We start from the raw sequence: 15,589 nt of genomic DNA on the forward strand, positions 1-15,589 counted from the left end.
TTAATTAGCTTGAATATTGGCGTCTTTTACTACTTTTTTCCAACGGGCTATGTCGGATTGGATAATGTCTTTGAGTTGATCGCCTGTTGAAAGTCGAACTTGGATACCGAGGTCGTTGAGTTGTTTTTCAACTTCAGGCAGTTTCATGACAGCGGTATAGTCGTTATAGATTTTATTTTGTATATCTTTTGGAGTACCTGCAGGAACAAGAACCCCGTACCAAGGATAGAGGTTTTCTAATTCTGGGATTCCTTGTTCAGTAAAAGTAGGGACATCAGGCATGAGGTCTGAGCGCTTAGCACCTGTGACGGCAATCATTTTTAGTTTCCCAGCCTTAGCAAACGGAATCATCGAGTTAAACGTTGCAAACATCACTTGAACTTGACCACCAATTAAGTCAGTAGTTGCACCAGCGATACCCTTATAGGGGACGTGAACGATATCAATACCTTTTAAACTCTTTAATAATTCCATCGACAAATGGTGAGGAGTGCCATTACCTGGGGATCCATAATTGAGTTGTCCTGGCTTACTCTTGATAAGAGCAAGTAAGGAATTAACATCTTTAACTGGTAATGTATTGGTGACAGCTAAGGCGTAGCTCGATGTAGCAAGACGCGCGATAGGATCTAAATCCTTGATAGGATCAAAAGGCAATGTTTTATAAACCGCTGGCGTCATCGTCATCGTATCAATTGCCATCAGAATGGTATAGCCATCCGGAGTTGCCTTAGCAGCATGGTCCGTCCCAATATTGCCACTTGCACCAGCACGATTATCAACAATCACCGGTTGTTTCCATCGTTCACTAAGTTTTGGGCTAATAATGCGTGAAATCGTATCGCTGCCACTTCCTGAGGTAAATGGCACAACCAGAGTAACCACCTTATTGGGATAGTTTGCTGCGGAAGATTGAGCGAATGATGGACTGATTGTAACTGTGCAAAAAACGATTGCACAGAATAATTGATATATTCTTTTTGGCATAAATGTCTCCTTATTTGATGAGTTTAATCTATTTTGAAACAAGGGTACTTAGGAATTCTATGAAACAAAAAGAGCTTGAATGTGAATAGAAGTCACAGCCAAAAGTGATATGATGATTCAAAATCAAAAATATTATATGGAGATTTATTTATGGCACTTCAAGCAAATCCCGATCTAGTCGAAAAGGTCGCAAAAGCGAATAGAATCCTTTATAAATTAGGCATTTTGGATGGTTTTGGCCATATCAGTGCCAGGATGGATAATTCTCCTGACCACTTTTTACTCTCCTGCAACCGTGCGCCAGCGTTAGTTGCTCCTGAAGACATCTTGATTTATGACATGCAAGGTGAATTAGCGATGGAGACAGACAAACGCTCCTATTTAGAGCGGTATATCCATAGTGAAATTTATCGCCAACGTCCAGATGTGATGTCTGTTGTGCACAGTCACTCAGCCAATATCATTCCATTTGGAGTGACGGATGTTGAGCTAAAGCCCATTTATCACATGAGTGGCTTTTTAGGAGGTGGAGTTGCAAGATTTGAGATTCGAGATGCTGTCGGCGAGGACAATGACTTACTCATTCGAGACAGAAATCTCGGAGAGGCATTAGCAACATCTCTTGGACGTAAGAACTTTGTTTTAATGCGCGGTCATGGCGCGACAATTGCTGCCCCAACGGTTGAAGTAGCTGTATTTAGAGCCTACTATGCTGAGTCCAATGCCAAATTACAACTCACATCCATGTCCTTTAATTCACCGATTACGTTCTTAAATGACAAAGAAGCCCACAATGCCATGAATACCAATGAAGGCCAGATCAAGCGGGCTTGGGATTTGTGGTGTCAACAAGAAGAAGGCTTAATTTAAAAAGGTTTTTGCCATGAAAAAGATACTATCTATCATTGTTGGTTTATTACTTGTTGCAAACGTCCAAGCGCAGAGCAACTATCCTAACAAGCCTATTAAATTAATTGTGCCTTATGCCACTGGCGGTGGATCAGATATATTGGCACGACAAATTGGCGTGAAATTACAAAATTTATGGGGCCAAGCTATTGTGGTGGATAACCGCCCAGGAGCCTCCGGCAACATAGGTAGCGAAGCAGTCGTTCGCTCACCGAATGATGGTTATACCTTGTTGTTACAAAATTCAACGATGGTGACCAGTGCCGCTTTAGCCGGTAAGTTAAATTACGACCCTGAAAAAGACCTTACACCAATTATGTTGTTGGGCTTAACCCCAATGTCTTTAGCTGCCGCAGAAAAAACAAAGATTAAGAATCTCAAAGATTTGATTGAGTACTCCAAGAAAAATCCTACAGGTATCAATTATGGTTCTTGTGGAGTAGGGACACCACAGCACTTTATGGTTGAAATCATTAAAGAACAAACTGGCGTAAAGGCCTCACACATCGGTTATAAAGGCTGTGCTCCAGCAGTTACTGATGTGGTTGGTGGCCAAATAGAATTAGCCATTGTGAGTGCCAACTTAGTATCTCAGTACGTCAAGATTGGGCGACTCAATTCGGTTGGCGTGACTACCGCACATCGTTATGCTTTGATGCCGGATAATCCGACATTTAAAGAGCAGGGTATTAAAGATATGGACTTTGCAGTTTGGTATGCCTTAATGGGACCAGCAAATATGCCAGCAGATATTGTGACTAAAATTCAGAATGAAGTGAACAGGATATTAGATGAGCCTGAAGTGAAGCAAAATTTATCGAATGCAGGTGTTGAGTCATATCGTGGTAACGGTTCAGATCTTGCTAAATTAATCCGTAACGATTTAGTGAGTTATGCCAAATTAGTCAAATCTGCCAACATTAAAGCCGATTAATTTAACATCGTACTTATGTTTAAAAAGTTAATCATTGCTGGCGTGATGCTTTGCGTCGGAGTGTCTTCTGTGCAGGCGCAACAGTATCCTGAAAAGCCAATACGTCTCATATCTCCAATTCCTCCTGGCGGTGCTCCAGACCTTGTGGCGAGATCTTTAGCTGCAACGTTGACAAAGCAATTAGGACTATCTGTTTTTGTCGAAAACAAAGTGGGCTCGAACGGCAATATAGCTGCGGATTTTGTTTCACATGCAGTGCCTGATGGCTACACTCTTTTAGTGGGCATGGATAGCTTGTTTGTCATCAATCCATTTTTGTATAAAAAAGTACCAGATGCGAATAAAGAATTTAAACCAGTAGCAACCTTAGCTGCCAATGAATTTGTATTGGCAATCAATCCCAAAGTACCCGCAAACAACCTAAAAGAATTTGTCGACTATGTGAAAAAGACAAAGCCAGCCCCTGCCTATGCATCAGGCGGGAATGGTAGTCAGCATCACTTAACGATGGAAATGCTTAAAGCTCGCTCAGGCATCGACTTACTTCATATTCCCTTTAAGGGAGGAGTTGAAGCCACGACTGCTACTATGGGAGGCGATAGTGTTGCGATGTTTTCTGGAACATCGAATGCTGGTTTGATCAAATCAGGCAAGTTAAAAGCACTTGCAGTATCTGGGGTGAAAAGATCAAAAGAAATGCCTGATGTCCCAACCATCGCTGAAACTTATCCTGGCTTTGATAACACGATTTGGATTGGATTATTTGCGTCTAAAGATGTGCCGGATGCGATTGTTCAGAAACTGCGTACGGAAGTGAATAAAGCCTTGAAAGATCCAGGCATGATCGAAGCTTTAAATAAAGCAGGCGGCATTGAACCCCTTATTACAACTCCTGAAGAGTTTGCAAACTTGATGAAAAAAGATCAAAACAAATACAGCACAATCATTCGCAGTTTGAATTTACAGTTAGATTAATCAGCAAGGAGTTTTACTTTGTCCAATTTACAACTATCAGTCGCCATTGGCGATTACGATCAACTGAGAGATTTCACGAACGGTCGAGTCCGTGCTGAAGGTATTGATATTCATGCGATCAATTTATCGATTGAAGAAACCTTTTTCCGGTTTATTAAATATCATGAGTTTGATGTATCCGAAGTATCTTTTGCCAAAGCACTTTCTTTAGTTTCGCAAGAGAATCCTTGGTTAGTATTGATTCCAGTATTTCCGTCACGAGCATTTCGTCATTCCTCCATTTACGTCAGAAAAAATTCTGGGATTAAAACACCCCAAGACCTAGCAGGGAAAAAAGTTGGTATTCCTGAGTGGGCTCAAACGGCGTCCATTTATTCACGAGGTTTATTAGCGCATGAATACGGCGTTGATTTGACGAGTATTGAATGGTTTCAGGCAGGCGTGAATGATCCAGGCAGAAAAGAAAAAGTGACATTACAGTTACCCCACGGGATTCGTTATACCGCAAAGCCAGAAAACTCACTATCTCAAATGCTTCTCGATGGACAAATTGATGCAGCCTTAAGTGCAAGGCCACCCAATGCTTTTTTACAGCATGGTGATCAAATTGAGCGCTTGCTGCCGAACTATCGTGAGTTAGAAATGGCGTATTGGGAAAAGACCAACATTTTTCCGATCATGCACGTCATCGCTATCAAACGTGAAACCTATGAGAAAAACCCTTGGATTGCCGGGAATTTAATGAATGCCTTTGAAGAGGCAAAAGAAAGATCTTTAGAAAGAGCCTCAGACATTACGGCTTCTTATTACCCAATTCCATGGGTGCCTGACTATACCCAAATATCTAAAAACATCATGGGCGAGGATTATTGGCCTTATGGTATTGAGGGGAATAGAAGCACTCTAGAAGCGTTTACTCAGTATGCCTTTGAGCAAGGAATTACCAAGCGCCATATGAAGCCAGAAGAAATCTTTGTCAAAGAGGTTCTAGAGCGGGTTAAAGTCTAAATTAAAGTACATTGTTTAAAAACAACATATTGATGAACTAGGTAAAAGCCCTAATAGGTTATTGCTATAAATTGATTATAATTACTGGATAAATTTTTTTAAAGGATATGTATATGAAACATTTAATTATCGCTACAGTTGGCGCAGCATTATTAGCAAGCCCTATTTTCGCATCAGCTCAAGCAAAAAACTTTGAGGGATTTAAAGCTGAATTAGGAGCTGGTTACGCTCAGGTTAAAACAACAGCTTCTGGTGGAACTATTACGGGCGCATCTGCATATACGACTTCATATACTACTTCAGCTGATAATTTAAATACTCCGTTATTCTTTTTAGGACTTGGCTATGATTATGCAATCAATGATAGTTGGTTAATCGGTGTAGGTGGAACGTATGCTCCATTTAATAGTAAGACAGGTGATCAATCCCTGACTGTTAATCCTTTAGGAAAGACTACTCAGGGTAGATATTGGTTTAACAATGCCTATTCATTATTTGTTAAACCATCGTATGTCATTGATAAGGATAGTACGGTTTACGGAAAAGTTGGTTATACAGGCTTGTCAACCAATGTAGACTCAGCGTCAGTCAATTTAACAGGAATGATGTTCGCCGCTGGTTATACGCGCAATTTTGATAAAAACCTCTATGGATTTGCAGAAGTTGCCTATGCGAAATATGGTGACGGTGATTTACCAACAAACTTTTTTGCCTCAACAATAACTTCTACAGCTGTTAACAACGGTACTGTTTCAGCCAGCGCAATGGAAATCAAATTTGGTATCGGTTATAAATTCTAAGAAGACAGTATCAATGCTTAAATCCTCACTTCGGTGGGGATTTTTTTGGTTTGATCTCTGATTAGTCTTCAATTGATTCTCAATAATATATGTTGCTTACGAGTGCATTTTCATTCAGATGTGTTCAAAAAAGTGCATACAAATTTTCCTTAGGCCAATCAAATCAGTTAATCTTGTAATGTGCTGTCGAGTACATCATCACTTTCAACCATTTGAGGAAATCAATGAAAACATCCGTAGCAGTTTATAAAAAGTTTATATGTTCGGTATTTATATTTTTAGGTGTTTTTGCAGGTACTTTAACTCAAGCTCAAGATGTCAGTTCATACCCTAATAAGCCGATTCGCTTAATTGTAGGATTTTCTGCTGGCGGAATATCTGATGTATTAGGAAGAGCGCTAGCAGCCAAATTATCGAATGTTATTGGCCATGGCGTCATTGTAGAAAACAAACCTGGTGCTGGGACTACGATTGCCGCAGATTTTGTTTCCAAATCTGCACCCGATGGCTATACCTTGTTTTTACAGGATATGACTACGCATGCCATTAATGTTGGGCTATACAAAAACTTACCGTATGACTTAATTAAAGATTTTTCACCAATTACCCTAGTTGCTTCAACACCCCTGATGTTGGTAGTAAACCCAAGCTTAAAAGTGAGTTCCCTTAAAGAATTTATTCCGTATGCTAAGTCAAAAGGTGATGCTTTAGCCTATGCATCCTCAGGTAATGGAACTATCCCTCATTTAGCCGCTGAGACATTTAACAAGACCTTAGGGATCACTCCAGTTCATGTGCCATTTAAAGGAAGTTCACCAGCAACACAAGCCGTTTTAGCGGGCGATGTTGGCTTTACATTCTCGACAATGCCCCCAGCACTCAGTTTAGTTCAAGGTAAAAAATTAATTGCACTCGGCGTTACTACCAAAAAAAGAGTAGGCGCCGCGCCTGACGTGCCAACGATTGGTGAGGCTGGCATACCTGGTTATGAATTCGTTTTATATAGTGGGATATTGGGCCCCAAAGGTATGTCACCTGATTTGGTGAAAAAAATCAATCAAATTTTCGCTGAAGTGGTCAATAGTCTAGATATGCGCCAAGTGTACGCATCGATTGGAGCAGATCCGATTATCAATACACCTGTTGAGTTTACGGCCCAAATGAATCAAGATGTGACTAAAATGGTGCAGGCTGTCAAAGTGGCAGGCGCACACATTGATTAATAGACTGAGAATATCAATGACTAATTTATTACCCAAACATCAACGTTATGATTACATTCCTCTTCCAGAGCGAAAAGACTATAGCTGGCCGGAGGGCAAACGTTTAGCTTTTGTGATGACAACCAATGTTGAATGCTTTGCTTTTGGTGCGGGTATGGGTCACGATCCAGCAAAAACTGGTGAGCCACAAACCCACAGAAATTATTCCTGGAGAGACTACGGTAACAGAATCGGTATTTGGCGTTTCTTTGAACTCTTTGATGAATTGGGTATACCTGCTGGGCATAACGTCAATAGCTTGCTTTATGAATATGCTCCTCAAGTGATGGACGCTATTAGAAAGCGTGGTGATGAGTTTGTTGCACACGGCAGGACTAATGCAGAAAACCTGCGAGGTATGTGGGAAGCCGATGAAAAAAGATTGATTCAAGAAGTGGTGGATACCTTTGTGAAACACGAAGGAGCAGCTCCAATGGGTTGGATGGGGGCAGGCGCTTATGAGACATCCCACACCCCAGATTTACTCAAAGAAGCAGGTTTTAAGTATTTAATGGATTGGCCGATGGATGATCAGCCGATTTGGATGAAGACCAGAAGTGGCCCAATCTTATCTATACCTTACCCAGTCGAATTAAATGACTCACAAGTCATCATTCATCGTAAGCAAGATGGCAAAGACTTTTGCGACATGATTGTTGACCAGTTTGATGAAATGATTGAGCAGTCAGAGCGCCATCCATTAGTTATGAATGTATCGATACACCCTTATGTTTTTGGCCAACCCTTCAGATTACGTAATCTAAGATTAGCATTAAAACATTGCTTAGAGCACCCGCATGCTGATCGTGTTTGGAAGGCAAGACCCATGGATGTAGCAAATTACTGCTTAACACTCCCTCCGGGAATTATTCCTGGCGGTTAAATAGTATTGAAGTAGTTATTCACAAAATAAGTAAGTATTGGACTTAAGCCCCAAAGCATTAAAAACTTTGGGGCTTTTCATTAAAAAGTCAAAATCCATGAACATAGTAAGGTTACTTGAAATGATAATCATTATCATTTAAACTAACAAAAATACTAAAAAGGATAAAATCAAATGGAAAAAATACGACTTTGGGATTTGCCAACGCGACTGTTTCATTGGTTATTTGCTGTCGCTGTACTAGGGGCTATAGTTACTGATTTATTAGAAAATATTACATTGCATAGTTACTTTGGATATTCAGCATTAGTCTTGGTTATCTTTAGAATCATTTGGGGATTTGTAGGGCCACATCATGCACGATTTTCATCATTCGTGCCTTCAGTATCTAGTCTCAAAGCATTTTTAAAAGATCAAACGGTAAGTCCTTTAGGCCATAATCCACTGGGAGCTTTATCTGTTATAGCCATGCTACTCATTGTATTAGTGCAGGCCAGTTCCGGATTATTCACTGATGATGAGATTAGCTTTCAAGGGCCATTATCTAAGTTTTTATCGGAGGACATGGTTAAATTCATGAACCAGATTCATGAGACCAATCATGTATTGGTGTATGGCATTGTTGCATTGCATTTCATTGCTATTTTTTATTATCAGAGAATCAAGAAGAATAATCTGATTGGACCGATGGTTTATGGGGATAAAGAAATTGATCCAAAAAATCAGCCAGTAGATCAAACCTTAGCATCTAAAGATGATGTCAAGATTCGAGTACTGGCAGGGGTATTGCTAATAGTACTAATCGTAATATTTAGATATTTTGTACTTACCTAATTATTTCTTTTTGAAGTCGTCATGACAGTTTTTGCAAGCGGCACCAACATTCGCTGTCGCTTTTTTAACAGCGTCTAAATCACCTGCGCTAGATAAACTTGCAGTTGCAGCGATCAGTTTTTCTTGAGCAGATTTAAACTTCGCTTCATCAGACCAAACAGAAGGTAAAGCATCGCCGCCTTCTGTTCCTGGACCAAATGCTTGCCAAGGAAGACTTGCCATGGCATTAACGATGGCTGCATTTTTAGCAACTTCTTCTTTATTAAAAGGAACTTCGCCTTTTGCAACAGCACCAATTCTGGCAAAGTGAGTGCTCATGACAGTGAACGTGGCTTTACGATATTTAATCGCAGCATCAGGTCTTGCAAACTGCGCGAGTGCTGTACCAGCAATAACCGTTGTAAAAATAGCAACTAATGCAATTTTGAAAGATTTATTCATAACATCTCCAAGTAGAGTTAATTAATCAAGTTTGATTTAAAGATACTAACAGTTTCAGATGAATACATCATGCTCCTGATTTGGCGGAAAGTCTCTCTTCAGCTAATCTCTTTTGCCATTTACGCTTCCATAAATCCCAAGAGCGGTAGTACTCTTGCCAAGAAACGTTAGCAGCAACCTCAGAGTCATCCATATAAACAACTTCCATTGGATTACCAGACATCATCATAGCTTGATATTGCATTTTGGCATTTTGATCTAAATAAATCGTTCTGCCAACCGCCACTTGAATTTTGTGACCAACAACAACCGAGCCATGACCGCGCATGAGTGCTGCAGGATGTGGGCCCAACTTATCGGCTAAAGACTTCCCCAAAAAGCTATTCCTGACTAGCATATCTGTACCCATTTGCGCTTCACGGATATCCCAGTTTGGAACACCAAGACCGATAAAAGCTGACATATGAAAGATGGGGCGTAACTCACACGTTGTACAACTAAACGGAACAACAGAGTGTGAGTGGTTATGCACAATCGACATCACATCAGGCCTAGCTTTATAGATCTCGCTATGGATAAAACGCTCGTTATAGCTCTTCGGACTATTGGGATTCACGGGAACACTATCCATATCCATTTCTAAAATATCATTTTCTGTGATGAATTCAGGGGCGAGATCTCTAGAAATAAAGTAGGTATTTGGGTTATCTGGGTTTCTGGCGCTCACATGACCATAGGCATCAATCACACCATGCTCTACACATACACGTGAAGCTATAACTAAATCTTCAATAATGCTCATCATCTATCCTTTATTCAGCTTGAATATTGCCTTTTTTAACTACAGTTTTCCACTTCGGGATTTCATTTTGTAAAAGAGTTTTCATTTTGTTGGAATCCCCACCGACAGCAACGAGACCTTGTTTATCCATCAACTCCTGAATTTCTGTTGTTTGTAATACGAGGTTCATATCTGCATTTATTTTGGAAACGATTGCTGGAGATAGTTTTGCTGGAGCAAGAACACCATACCAAGTATCTACTACTTCATTAATGCCTTGTTGCTTGAGTGTTGGTATTGTAGGAAATGATTTCGAACGATCCTCACTCAAAACCGCAAGCATACGTAATTGACCGCTTTGTAAATACGTACTTGCAGCCTGTAAAGAAACGATACCTGCTTGCACATGACCACCAAGGATGTCAGTAATGGCACCGGAGATACCTTTATATGGAACATGAAGGATTTCCATACCCGTTCTTTGCTTTAGCAGCTCCATCGCCAAATGTTGCGTTGTGCCAGTACCAGGAGAAGCATAGCTATAGGCGTTTGGATGAGATTTAACATAAGCCTCAAATTCAGAATATTTTTGAAAAGGTAAATTGGAATTGATGACTAGCCCCATTGCGCTATTACATAAAAGAATAATCGGAGTAAAAGCATTCAGCGGATCATAAGGAATTTTTGTTTTGATTGCTGGTACAGATGCATGTGAAGTTGCGGTAAATAAAAATGTATATCCATCACCAGCAGCTTTAGACGCAAAGTCTGTACCAATTACACCCGCTGCTCCAGGTCGATTATCGACAATGACGGGTACTCCCCATTTGACAGAGAGTTTATTGCCCATATTCCGCGCTAATAAATCAGCAGTACTTCCCGTTGTGTAGGGAACAATCAAAGTAACCGGCTTATTTGGATAGTTATTTTGCGCAAAAGAGAGTCCAGAAAATAAAACTAAACTAATCAATAAAAGGAAATAATGGTAGAACGGTTTGCAACTACTTTGCTTGAAGTGCGTCATGAATATTGTCTCTTGGAGTTTGATTTCAACTAAATTAGTTCTTTATTTATATAATCAAGTATAAATTGAAAAATAAATTACAGTAATTCAAAAATCATATTCATCAAAAGCAAGTAAAAAAATAAGGTAAAAAAATGAGGCTAGTGCGATTTAACGAAGGTCAGATTGGTATCGTGGTTGGTGATGATGTCATTGATGTCAATGATTTGGTATCCCATGATTTAGCAGCATGGCCACTTGTTGCGATGAATCGCTTGATTGCTAATTTTTCTAGTTATGCCCCGTTATTAGAAAAAGCTTTGGATCGTCCACGGATTCCGTTAAGTCATGTCAAATTACTAACACCAATACCTGCTAGTTCAAAAGTGATTGCTTATCCTATTAACTACCATGACCATGCGGCAGAGATGGGGCGTGAGGTCAAAGCTAATAATTTAGGCTTCTTTTTAAAACCGCCATCATCACTGAGTGGTGCGGGTGATGCGATCGTATTGCCGGATTTACCAGATCGCAGAATCGACCATGAGTGTGAGCTCGCCATTATTATTGGCAAACGTGGCAGAGATATTCCAAGAGAAAATTGGCAAGAGTATGTCTTTGGCTACTCATGTCTTATGGATATTGTGGTGCGTGGGAAAGAGGAGCGCGTCGCAAGAAAAGCCTACGACACATTTTGTCCTGTTGGACCATGGATTATGACTGCCGATGAATTAGGTGATCCAACACAGTTGCGAGGTCGTTTGTGGGTGAATGACGAATTGCGTCAGGACGCAAACACCAGAGATTTGATTGTTGATATCCCTGGCATGATTGAGATTGCCTCGCATATTATGACGCTAGAGCCTGGAGATATTATTGCCGCTGGAACACCTGCTGGAGTAGGGCCAATTAAAGGTGGCGATCAAGTCAAAATAGAATTCGAGCGGATTGGATCAATGAACGTTTCAGTCTCACAAAGTCAGGGTGGTAAAGCCTCCATCTTTGCACCACCTGTTGTTTAAGTATTGGATCACTTGCCCATGAATCCAGATCAGTTAGCCAAGCTTCAAGTGTTTAAGGAACAGGTTCATCTAGTGAATCTCTTGCCCCTTTGGGAAAGAAAAGTCAAACTAGTTCCAGGATCTGATTGTGTGCCGGCCCATTGGCCCTATCAAATCGTTAAACCTCTGTTAGAAGAAGCTACGCATCTGATAGAAAAAAAAGATGCTGATCGTCGAGTATTGGTGATGGAAAATCCAGCACTTCGAAGTAGTTCTTTTATCGCACAATCTTTATTTGCTGGACAACAAATTATTCTGCCTGGGGAGATTGCACCTTCGCACCGTCATACGCCGAATGCCTTTCGATTTATCGTCGAGGGAGAGGGCGCCTATACCAGTATTGATGGTGTAAAGATGATGATGCGTCCTGGAGATTTTATTGTTACACCCAATTGGACATGGCATGATCATGGTAATTTAGGCAATGAAGCTGTCGTTTGGATGGATGGTTTGGATACCCCATTTACAAGTTTATTTGGTGCGCATTTTCGAGAAAATTATCCACAAGATACCTACCCAGTTTCACATATCAGTCTTGAGCCAGATGAAGCCTCCAAAAGCTTTTTATTCCCATTCAAAGAGATGGCGAAGAATTTACAAGATTTGGTGGGTGCGACACCCGACCCAACCCATGCATATAAATTAAGGTATACCGATCCTGTTACACAAAAAGATCCGTTACCAACCGTGTCTGCTTTTATGCAACTGATTCCTGCGGGATTTGTTGGTAAAGCTTACAGAACGACAGAAAGCACCGTCTTGAATGTTTTTCAAGGAGAATGCGTATTAGAGCTTGGCGGGCAACGACACCAATTGAGAACACACGATGTGTTTGTAGTGCCCTCTTGGGAAACCTATCGCATCGAGTCTTCAGAAAACACCTATGTATTTAGTTTTACTGATCGCGCAGCACAACAAGCTCTTGGATTTTGGCGAGAAGAATTTCTTGGCTAAAAGGATTTAACTACTCATTGAAACATCCCCGTTTTTAGATTACCCTAATAGAAATATAAAAAATTAGGGGGACAAGATGCACCAAGGGTTAAGACTCATTTGTGGTTTACTCAGCTTATCATTTGCTGTTAGTGCTTTGCCTGTGCAAGCGGCAGATAATACGTATCCAAATCGTCCGATTAAAGTTATTGTGCCATTTCCACCGGGAGGCCCTACAGACAACTACGCTAGATTGATTGCTAGCAAAATGCAGGAAGATTTTAAACAACCAGTCATTGTCGAAAATCGTGCAGGTGGTACAGGAGCGCCCGGTACCTTAGCCGTCATGAATGCACCAGCGGATGGTTATACATTATTGTTTACTTCCAATAGTGCGCACTTAATTGGACCATTATTAAAAAGCCCAGTTCCCTATGATTCGGTGAAAGACTTTACACCCTTATCGATGGTTATTAAATACCCCATGTATTTGTTAGTAAATCCCGCATTACCCGCAAAAACGATTCCGGAATTTATTCAATATGCAAAAAATAAATCGAATCAACTTAATTATTCCAGTGTGGGTATTGGGAGTGGTGGACACTTAGCTTGTGAGCTATTTAATATTGCTGCAGGGACTAATGTCGTGCATGTGCCTTATAAAGGGGCTGCCCCTGCCCAAGCTGCGCTGATTGGTGGTGAAACACAAATGTTTTGCGATAGCGTTGGTAATTCTCAGGGAATGGTGAATGCTGGAAAAATGCGCGGTTTAGCACTCTTTGCTGATAAAAGATCCAGTGTCGTTCCTGATGTTCCTACCATGGGTGAAATGGGCTTGCCAGGACTTGCCGCCTATATTTGGTTAGGAATGCTTGCACCGCCGAACTTACCAAATGACATCCAAAACAAATTAACCAATGAACTCGTCAAAATTATGGCAATGCCTGAAGTTTCTGCATTTGCTCTGAAAGGCGGTAACGATATTGTTGCTAATACCTCAGCCCAGTTTGGTCAAATGATGCGTGATGAAAAAGAGATTTGGTTAAAAGTGATACGAGAAAAAAATATCAAAGCAGAATAAAATTGTCAGCAATTACAATGTTGTAAATAACAACTTAAGAATAAAAACAATGACAACCATCCACGGCGGAAAAATTTTAGCCAATTCCTTAGCTCGTCAACAGGTAGAGTATGCATTTGGCGTTCCTGGCGAAAGTTATTTAGCCTTATTAGATGGTTTGCTAGAACATGAAAAAACCCTACAATTTATTACCTGTCGTCAAGAAGGTGGCGCTGCTTATATGGCTGAGGCGTATGCCAAGCTAACAGGTAAAGTGGGTGTTTTGATGGTAACGCGTGGACCAGGAGCATCAAATGCCATGGTGGGATTGCATACCGCCTATCAAGATAGCACACCGATGGTAGTACTTGTTGGTCAAGTAGGTACAGATATGGCAGAGCGGGAGGCGTTCCAGGAAGTCGATTTAAGAAAAATGTTTTCTGAATGTGCCAAATGGGTGGGAAGTATTGATCGCGTAGACCGTATTGATGAATATATTTCTAGAGCATTTCATATGGCACAGGCAGGACGTAAAGGCCCCGTTGTCCTTGCTCTTCCGGAAGACATTTTATTTGCCCAAGGAGAGGATAAGCCTACTTTGCCAGCACATATTGTGCAACCGGGTTTAAATCCTTTAGTGTTTGCACAAGCCATGAGTGCCTTTGATGAAGCGACACAGCCAATGATCATTATTGGTGGTAGTTCATGGGGTGCAAATACGTGTCAACAACTACAACAATGGGCAGAGAAAAATCATGTACCAGTGGCGACATCATTTCGGTATCAAGATTTAATTGATAATCAAAGCCTAGCTTATGCAGGATTTTTAGGCTTAGGTGCCAATCAAAAATTAATTGATCGTTGTAAGCAAGCTGATGTGGTGATGGTCATTGGCGATCGATTAGGTGAGATCACCACGATGGGCTATACCCTATTTGATGTGCCACACCCAAAGCAAACCTTGATTCATGTTCATCCAGGCGCTGAAGAACTTGGTAAAGTATACCGCCCTAGCTATGCCCTTAACTGCTCCCCCAAGTTATTTGTAGAAGCTCTCACACACAATACTCAGCACTTGAAAGTTGATAAGTTATATCATCAACAAGCCAGGCAAGATCAAGTTAACTTTATGCAACCCGTTCCGATTATCGGGGATATTCAACTTGCAAACATCTTTGCGGAACTACCAAAATACATTCCTAGAAATGCCATTTTGACCAATGGAGCGGGTAATTTTTCGACATGGTTACATCGGTTTTATCCGTATGGCGGATTTCGGACTCAATTGGCACCTGCCAATGGTTCAATGGGTTACGGTTTACCTGCTGCAATCGCCGCAAAATTAATTCATCCGGAACGAGTCGTGATTGGTGTGACGGGTGACGGTGATTTCATGATGAATTGCCAAGAGTTGGCAACTGCCATGAAATATCACATTAAGCCCATCATATTGATATTGAACAACGGCATGTATGGCACGATCAGAATGCATCAAGAGCGTGAGTTTAAATCACGCGTATCGGGAACCTATCTCACCAATCCAGATTTTGTGATGCTTGCCAATAGTTTTGGTATGCCAGGTTATCGTGTTCAGACAACAGGTACATTTTTTGAGGCTTTACAAGAAGCTATCAAGAATGACCTTGGTGCTGTCATTGAGTTGGTTACCGAACCAGAGGCAATCACACCCACCAAGAAACTTTCAGAACTGTCGTAGT

General features: G+C 40.9%; 16 protein-coding genes. 12 read left to right on the plus strand and 4 right to left on the minus strand.

Going from position 1 to position 15,589, the window contains the following annotated elements; genetic code table 11:
- Complete coding sequence (locus QMN06_RS02025; RefSeq protein ID WP_281970843.1) at nt 1-987, minus strand: tripartite tricarboxylate transporter substrate binding protein; 987 nt, start codon at nt 985-987, stop codon at nt 1-3.
- 150 nt (nt 988-1,137) lie between these two features.
- Between QMN06_RS02025 and QMN06_RS02030 the strand changes: the two genes are divergently transcribed.
- From QMN06_RS02030 to QMN06_RS02065, 8 genes are all read left to right on the plus strand, one after another.
- Entirely contained in the window at nt 1,138-1,857 is a 720-nt protein-coding gene (locus QMN06_RS02030) for a class II aldolase/adducin family protein (protein ID WP_281970844.1), read from the plus strand.
- A 13-nt stretch (nt 1,858-1,870) separates the two neighbouring features.
- Nucleotides 1,871-2,830 (plus strand): tripartite tricarboxylate transporter substrate binding protein, encoded by a 960-nt coding sequence (locus tag QMN06_RS02035; RefSeq protein WP_281970845.1) that lies wholly within the window; start codon nt 1,871-1,873, stop codon nt 2,828-2,830.
- A 15-nt stretch (nt 2,831-2,845) separates the two neighbouring features.
- A complete protein-coding gene (locus QMN06_RS02040) occupies nt 2,846-3,805 on the plus strand; it encodes a tripartite tricarboxylate transporter substrate binding protein (RefSeq protein WP_281970846.1) in 960 nt (319 codons plus the stop codon).
- A gap of 18 nt (nt 3,806-3,823) precedes the next feature.
- Nucleotides 3,824-4,813, plus strand: coding sequence for a PhnD/SsuA/transferrin family substrate-binding protein (locus QMN06_RS02045; RefSeq protein WP_281970848.1), 990 nt, complete (start codon nt 3,824-3,826; stop codon nt 4,811-4,813).
- 107 nt (nt 4,814-4,920) lie between these two features.
- Complete coding sequence (locus tag QMN06_RS02050) at nt 4,921-5,613, plus strand: outer membrane beta-barrel protein (protein ID WP_281970850.1); 693 nt, start codon at nt 4,921-4,923, stop codon at nt 5,611-5,613.
- Nucleotides 5,614-5,837: 224 nt separating this feature from the next.
- Entirely contained in the window at nt 5,838-6,836 is a 999-nt protein-coding gene (locus QMN06_RS02055) for a tripartite tricarboxylate transporter substrate binding protein (RefSeq protein ID WP_281970852.1), read from the plus strand.
- Nucleotides 6,837-6,852: 16 nt separating this feature from the next.
- Complete coding sequence (locus QMN06_RS02060) at nt 6,853-7,758, plus strand: polysaccharide deacetylase (protein ID WP_281970853.1); 906 nt, start codon at nt 6,853-6,855, stop codon at nt 7,756-7,758.
- A 174-nt stretch (nt 7,759-7,932) separates the two neighbouring features.
- On the plus strand, nt 7,933-8,592 hold the full coding sequence (locus QMN06_RS02065; protein WP_281970855.1) for a cytochrome b/b6 domain-containing protein: 660 nt from the start codon (nt 7,933-7,935) through the stop codon (nt 8,590-8,592).
- Here the strand turns inward: QMN06_RS02065 and QMN06_RS02070 are convergent, their stop codons facing one another.
- From QMN06_RS02070 to QMN06_RS02080, 3 genes are all read right to left on the minus strand, one after another.
- Nucleotides 8,593-9,033, minus strand: a complete 441-nt coding sequence (locus QMN06_RS02070) for a cytochrome c (RefSeq protein WP_281970856.1) — start codon at nt 9,031-9,033, stop codon at nt 8,593-8,595. It abuts the gene before it with no gap.
- Nucleotides 9,034-9,100: 67 nt separating this feature from the next.
- On the minus strand, nt 9,101-9,838 hold the full coding sequence (locus QMN06_RS02075) for a class II aldolase/adducin family protein (RefSeq protein WP_281970857.1): 738 nt from the start codon (nt 9,836-9,838) through the stop codon (nt 9,101-9,103).
- A gap of 7 nt (nt 9,839-9,845) precedes the next feature.
- Nucleotides 9,846-10,838 (minus strand): tripartite tricarboxylate transporter substrate binding protein, encoded by a 993-nt coding sequence (locus QMN06_RS02080; RefSeq protein ID WP_281970858.1) that lies wholly within the window; start codon nt 10,836-10,838, stop codon nt 9,846-9,848.
- Nucleotides 10,839-10,972: 134 nt separating this feature from the next.
- Here QMN06_RS02080 and QMN06_RS02085 point away from each other — a divergent pair, with 134 nt between their 5' ends.
- The 4 genes from QMN06_RS02085 to QMN06_RS02100 all read left to right on the plus strand — a co-directional run bounded on the left by QMN06_RS02085 (nt 10,973) and on the right by QMN06_RS02100 (nt 15,588).
- Nucleotides 10,973-11,839, plus strand: a complete 867-nt coding sequence (locus QMN06_RS02085; protein ID WP_281970859.1) for a fumarylacetoacetate hydrolase family protein — start codon at nt 10,973-10,975, stop codon at nt 11,837-11,839.
- 18 nt (nt 11,840-11,857) lie between these two features.
- On the plus strand, nt 11,858-12,832 hold the full coding sequence (locus QMN06_RS02090; RefSeq protein ID WP_281970860.1) for a cupin domain-containing protein: 975 nt from the start codon (nt 11,858-11,860) through the stop codon (nt 12,830-12,832).
- Between the two features lie 76 nt (nt 12,833-12,908).
- On the plus strand, nt 12,909-13,892 hold the full coding sequence (locus QMN06_RS02095) for a tripartite tricarboxylate transporter substrate binding protein (RefSeq protein ID WP_281970861.1): 984 nt from the start codon (nt 12,909-12,911) through the stop codon (nt 13,890-13,892).
- A 49-nt stretch (nt 13,893-13,941) separates the two neighbouring features.
- Nucleotides 13,942-15,588 (plus strand): thiamine pyrophosphate-dependent enzyme, encoded by a 1,647-nt coding sequence (locus QMN06_RS02100; RefSeq protein ID WP_281970862.1) that lies wholly within the window; start codon nt 13,942-13,944, stop codon nt 15,586-15,588.
- Nucleotide 15,589 lies beyond the last annotated feature (1 nt).

It is taken from the genome of Polynucleobacter sp. SHI8, assembly GCF_027944005.1.
GTDB lineage: Bacteria > Pseudomonadota > Gammaproteobacteria > Burkholderiales > Burkholderiaceae > Polynucleobacter.